A 6,213-nucleotide genomic window follows, 5' to 3' on the forward strand; every position below is an offset into this window, starting at 1 on the left:
TATAACCGGATATCTTAAATTATAGGAGTGAGAGTATGTTTAACGATTACATTAATAAAGATGACTTGAATGACTGGAGACATTTACTTCTGCTTTACAAATTCGCTTTAGATGAAATGAGTACAAAACTCACCATCCTTAATGAAGAATTTCAGCAGATTCATTCTTATAATCCTATTGAGCATATTAAGTCTCGAATCAAAACACCTAGAAGTATTACTTTAAAGCTTATAAGAAAAGGACATGAAGTTTCTCTGGAAAATGCAAAGAACTATATATACGATATTGCAGGTATCAGAGTAATAACTTCTTTCACCTCAGATATATATAACCTTAAAGATCTTATATGCAAGCAAAATGACATAAAGGTAATTCAAATTAAAGATTACATAGAAAATCCTAAACCAAACGGATACAGAAGTCTGCACCTTTTGTTAGAGATACCTGTATTTTTATCTGACCGGGTAGAAAATTTAAAGGTGGAAATCCAGCTTAGGACTATAGCCATGGATTTTTGGGCAAGCTTAGAGCATAAAATTCACTATAAGTTCGATAAGGTGGTGCCTTCGTATATCACTGAACAGCTTAAGGAATGTGCTGAACTGGCAAACTTTTTGGATGAAAAAATGCTATCTATTAACGAAGAGGTTAAAAAATATAAATAATAAAAAACTGTCCAGGAGATTTCCTAAGGACAGTTTTTTTACATTAACCTTTATTAAACTTTAAAACACTCTGTTTTTTTCTTCATTGTTTAGATAAGCATATACATTTTCTATAGTTATCTTTGCTCTGTTTACCATAGATTCTCTTGTTGCGTAAGCGATATGAGGAGTAACTATGGTGTTTTTTGAGTTCAAAAGCGGATGCTTCCTATCTATAGGAGGCTCTGTTTCATATACGTCCACTGCCGCTCCGGCGATTTTCTCATTGTTCAGCGCTTCTGCAAGGGCCATGCTGTCTACTACAGGACCTCTTGATAAATTTATTAAAATGCTGCTCTCCTTCATAAGGCCGATTCTTTCTTCATTTATCAGCCCTTTTGTCTCCTCATTCAAAGGAGTATGCAGAGTTACAATGTCGCTGTTTTTCAGAAGCTCTTCCAAAGTTACATATTCTACTCCTAATTCCTCAGCTCTCTGTCTTTTGCTTCTGCTGTATCCTAAAATTCTGCAGTTAAATGCCTTTAAAATTTCTGCTACCCTAAGTCCTATAGCCCCTGTGCCGATTATTCCTACTGTTTTTCCTTTAAGCTCAAAGCCTACAAGACCTTCCTTAGTACCAAATTTTCTGGTAGCCTCATCACAGGGTAAAATATTTCTTAAAACAGATATTATCAAGCCTAAAGTAAGTTCCGCTACTGAATCATTTGAATATCCTGCAGCATTTGAAACCTTTATCCCTCTTTCCAAACAGGCTTCTTTGTCTATATGATCAACTCCTGTAAAGGCTACTGATATGTATTTAAGGTTTTTTGCAGCTCTTATAACCTCTCCGCTTAAAGGGTTATTAGCTATTATAAGTATGTCTGCATCCTTAACTCTTTCCTTTAATATGCTTTCGTCTTTTTCCACGGTATCATATTTTGTGAAAACATGCCCAGCTTTATTTAAGTCCGCTGTCAGCTCCTTAAGAACCTCTTCACTTACCGCCAAAGGCTCTAATAAAACTATATTCATGCCCTCTCCCCCTTTTTTACTTAATAGATGTTCACATATAATTTTAGACTTATTTCAATACAATTGCTACTGTAAAGAGCATTCAGAAGTAAAAAACTATGTATGGTATTGTAATTTATGGGTTAATAATATTTATTTTGGATAAATATATTTTTTCTGCAAATAATACAGTATATATTTACTCAGAGAAAGGAGAATATAAAATGCCATTGACAAGCAAAGAAAAGAAACTCATAGAAGATAACTTAAACGCGGAATATTTGTGTATAAGAAAGTATGATCAGTACGCCTCTTTAGCTACTGATCAGCAGCTAAAGCAGATGTTTAATGATCTTGCAAGCAAAGAAAGGCAGCACGCACAAACTCTTAAAGGAATTTTATCGCAAAACGGTGTATCAACAAACAACATCTTTGAAACTGCATCTCCTCCAAAAGGAGATTTATCCTCCGTTCAGAAGGATTTAGGCAGTACTGATGCTCAGCTTTTAAACGACGCACTTTATGTTGAAAAGTATGTATCCAGCTCTTATAACAACGCTGTTTTAGAATCCGCAGATCCTAATATAAGAATGCAGCTTCAGCATATACAAAATGAAGAGCAGCAGCATGCAGAAACCCTATTCAATGCAATGCAATCCAGAGGCTGGTATAAAACCGAATAAAAATAGGTTGTCTCTTAAATGAGACAACCAAATTTGGGATTTATATAAATGCATTTAATATATAGCTTACAATAAATAAAGCTGTAACTGTATATAAAATAGGATGAACATCTTTACCTTCTTTATTTACTATCTTAGCTACACAGTAGAATATAAATCCTGCAGCTACTCCTGTAGTTATGCTGTAGGTAAAAGGCATAAATGCTACAGTAAAGAAAGCTGGTATAGCTATAGTTAAATCTGACCACTCTATCTTAGCAAGTGACTCTGACATTAAAACTCCAACTATAATTAAAGCTGGGGCAGTAGCAGCAGCTGGAACCATTCCTGCTATTGGAGCAATGAATAGGCATAAAAGGAATAAAACTCCTGTAACTACAGAGGTAAGTCCTGTTCTTCCTCCCTGGCTTATTCCTGCAGCACTTTCTACATAAGTAGTAGTATTACTTGTTCCAAGCAAAGCACCTATGGAAGTAGCTGTAGCATCTGCAAATAAAGCCCTCTCAATCTTAGAAGAGAAACCTGTTCCGTTTTCAACGGACTCTTCGTCTTTCTTGTCAAATATTCCTGACTTTCTTCCTGCACCAAGGAAAGTTCCTATAGTATCAAAGGTATCAGTTAATGAAAATGCAAAAATTGTAGTTAATGCTATAAAGGTCTTTTGCGAGTTGGCAAAAAGTCCTGCGAAATCTAATTGAAATAGTGTAGGCGCAAGGCTTGGCACCTTAAAGCTCACTGTTGATAAATCTGGAATCTGAGTAACTCCAAAGAATATTCCTATTACTGTGGTTATTAAAATTCCCAATAAAATTGCACTTTTTGATTTTAAAAGCATAAGCACTATAGTTATTACTACTCCTATTAAAGCAAGCTGAGCTACAGGATCCTTAAAGTTTACTATGGCAGGAACCACATCGCTGAATACCCCGCCTTCACCTGCTGATGACAGCTTATTAACAGCTTCACCTGTAAATTGAATAAAACGAGCCTGCTTAACACCTACATAAGCTATGAATAGTCCTATACCTCCGCTTATAGCATACTGTAAAGATTCAGGTATAGCATGTATAATCATCTTTCTTATCTTAGTAACAGTAATAATTATGTTTAAAAGTCCGCATATAAATACCATAGCTAAAGCTTGCTGCCAGGTAAATCCCATTCCAAATACTACTGTAAAAGTAAAAAACGCATTAAGACCCATTCCTGGAGCCTGAGCAAAAGGAACATTAGCAACAAATGCCATTATAAAAGTTCCTATAGCAGCTGCTATTATGGTAGCTACAAAAACCGCATCTCTATCCATTCCAGTCATAGACAAAATAGATGGATTAACGAATATTATATAGGCCATAGTAAGAAAAGTTGTTAAACCTGCTACAAATTCAGTTTTAACATCGGTACCATTTTCCTTCAGTTTAAAAAATTTATCCAATAAAAACACCACCCTATTAAAATATGTAAAGTATAATTTCAGTTTACTATTGTATTTTATACGAATATTAAATTAAAATCAACTAATTTTATTCGGTTTTTTTCAAAAAGCAAAATTAATTAAAGTAAATTGGAGATTCATTTGTTCATTTTTCTTTTTCCTACTAATCTTTTCCGAACATTTTCTTTTACTACGCCACCTTTAAATCACCTCCTAAATTTTTTAAACATTTTAATCCAAGGTTAAACCTCAATAGGTTTTAATATATATATATTTTGATAAAGGTAATACCATGTATAATAAAAAAAATTAAATTTATAATTTACTTTCTAATGCTATCATTAAGCCCCCCAGATATAGTTCCATAAAATGGAATCACCCCAGGGGTGCTTACTTTTTTATCCATCAGGTATTTATCTTGAAAAAAATTGTATTTATTAAATTTACTGCATAAAGATTAATTAACTGTTAATTTATCCTTCTTTTAATGACAATATATATATTAGGCTTGTATAATATTAATATATTTTATTAACTAATAACTTTTACTCTATAATATTTCTCTATCTTTCTTTAAAAATATGGATAACAACACTGATTACATATACCAATTATCTATAGCTTCTTCTCACTTAAATCACATATAAAATAACCTATAGGAGGAGAATCATGAAAAGAACCAAAATAAAAATTTTATGCAGCATTTTAGCTTTATCATTAGTTATAGGCGTATCCGCAGGATGTGCAAAAGGTAAGTCTCCATCCTCAAACAAACCTGCTGCTTCTGAAAATAAAGAGCCAGGTGATAAGGATGCTTCTAAGGAAAAAGATAAAACCGAAGATAAAAAAGAAAACACTTCTAATAGCTCTAAAGAGCAGACAAGCAGCAAAAAGCTAGACAAGACCATAAAGAGCAAGGATAATTTGGTTCAGCTGAATGTATCCTCCGAATGGTCAACTCAGACTAATTTAAATGATGCTGCTAATATTCAGGTTGCCAACCTTCCCTTAGAAAAATATCTTATTAATATATCCGATTCCAAAGAAAATTTCAGTAATAGTTTCACGGTGAAAGATTATTATGAGGCTGTTTCAAGAAACATGGAGGGAATGTTAAACAATGGTAAAGTGGAGGCTCATGAGGAACTTACCATTGGTGGTAATAAAGCAATACAATTTGAAGTTAAAGGAGAAATGGATAAGCTTAAAGTAGCTTATTTGGTAACTATTATTGAAACAAAAGGCTATTTCCACCAGGTTATATCTTGGACTTTAATAGATAGATTTGAAAAATACAAAGTTGAGTATAAAGATATAACAAACACCTTCAAAGAAATCTAATGTAAGTAAATACCACTACCCCTGGGGTGCTCCCATAAAAAGGGAGTACCCCAGGGGTAGTTCCATTATTTTACCTCTTAGAATCCATTATTTTTAATTACTTCCCTGTACCAAAGTGCACTTTTTTTAGGACTTCTTTTAAAGTCATCCTTTAAGTTAACCCGATAGAGACCATATCTGTTTTTATAGGCATTGCACCATGACCAGTTATCCATAAATGTCCAAAGATGATATCCAAAGCAGTTGGATCCTTCTTCTATAGTTTTATGAAGCCATTTTAAATGCTCTTTTATAAAATCTATCCTATAGTCATCATTAATCATAAGGGATTCATCTATGAAACGTTCTTCATCCTGAACTCCCATACCGTTTTCGGATACAAACCAGGGAATATTATGATAGTTGTCCCTTATATTTATTCCAATATCATATATGCCTTTCTCATAAATTTCCCAGCCTCTATAAGGGTTCATCCTTCTTTCAGGCCATATATAATTATCCATGAAGCTTTCAGGCATTAAAGACTCATTACAGGAGCCATGGGTAATTTTTTCTGATCTGTCCTCCTTAGCTTTTATTCTTCTTGGCTGATAATAATTTACTCCAAGGAAATCCACGGTGTTTTCCTTAATAAGTTCACTATCTCCTTGATGAACCTCAGGAGCAAGACCATTATATTTTATAAAATCAATAAGCTTGTCCGGATATGACCCCTTTACAGAGGGATCCAAAAAGCTTCTGTTAGACAAAAGGTCAGCTAAATCAGCAGCTTCCTTATCAGCCTTTTCTTCACTTCTTGGATAGGAGGGAGTAAGGTTTAATATTATTCCTATCTCTCCTTCTCTTTTAGAAACCCTGAAGGACTTAATAGCGGAAGCACTGGCTATCATGGTGTTGTATGCCACTTGAACCGCTCTTTTCATATCAGTCACACAGGGATAATGCTGTTTATATAAATACCCCGCTTCTACAGGCACTATAGGTTCATTAAAGGTAACCCATCTTTTTACTAAATCTCCGAAGAGCATAAATGCAGTTTCAGCATAATACGTATATGCTTCTACCACCTCTCTGCTTTCCCACCCTCCCTTTTCCT

The 6,213-nt window shown here is 34.0% G+C and carries 6 protein-coding genes; 3 read left to right on the plus strand and 3 right to left on the minus strand.

The window, feature by feature from the left end:
- The first annotated feature begins 35 nt into the window (after nt 1-35).
- A complete protein-coding gene (locus TA89_RS14360; protein WP_040214353.1) occupies nt 36-665 on the plus strand; it encodes a GTP pyrophosphokinase in 630 nt (209 codons plus the stop codon).
- A gap of 60 nt (nt 666-725) precedes the next feature.
- Here TA89_RS14360 and TA89_RS14365 read toward each other — a convergent pair whose 3' ends face one another.
- Nucleotides 726-1,679 carry a 2-hydroxyacid dehydrogenase gene (locus TA89_RS14365; protein ID WP_040214354.1) on the minus strand — a complete coding sequence of 318 codons (954 nt, stop codon included), beginning with the start codon at nt 1,677-1,679 and terminating at the stop codon, nt 726-728.
- A 203-nt stretch (nt 1,680-1,882) separates the two neighbouring features.
- Between TA89_RS14365 and TA89_RS14370 the strand changes: the two genes are divergently transcribed.
- Nucleotides 1,883-2,341 carry a spore coat protein gene (locus TA89_RS14370; protein WP_040214388.1) on the plus strand — a complete coding sequence of 153 codons (459 nt, stop codon included), beginning with the start codon at nt 1,883-1,885 and terminating at the stop codon, nt 2,339-2,341.
- A gap of 40 nt (nt 2,342-2,381) precedes the next feature.
- On the opposite strand, the gene TA89_RS14375 is transcribed toward TA89_RS14370, so the two are convergent.
- Nucleotides 2,382-3,776 (minus strand): NCS2 family permease, encoded by a 1,395-nt coding sequence (locus tag TA89_RS14375; protein ID WP_040214355.1) that lies wholly within the window; start codon nt 3,774-3,776, stop codon nt 2,382-2,384.
- Between the two features lie 669 nt (nt 3,777-4,445).
- Here TA89_RS14375 and TA89_RS14380 point away from each other — a divergent pair.
- Nucleotides 4,446-5,117, plus strand: a complete 672-nt coding sequence (locus TA89_RS14380) for a hypothetical protein (RefSeq protein ID WP_040214358.1) — start codon at nt 4,446-4,448, stop codon at nt 5,115-5,117.
- A 77-nt stretch (nt 5,118-5,194) separates the two neighbouring features.
- Here the strand turns inward: TA89_RS14380 and TA89_RS14385 are convergent.
- A partial coding sequence (locus TA89_RS14385) for a glycoside hydrolase family 1 protein (protein ID WP_040214361.1) occupies nt 5,195-6,213 on the minus strand: 1,019 nt, incomplete at its 5' end.

Origin of the sequence: Clostridium polynesiense, from assembly GCF_000820705.1 — a bacterium.
GTDB classification, from domain to species: domain Bacteria; phylum Bacillota; class Clostridia; order Clostridiales; family Clostridiaceae; genus Clostridium_AA; species Clostridium_AA polynesiense.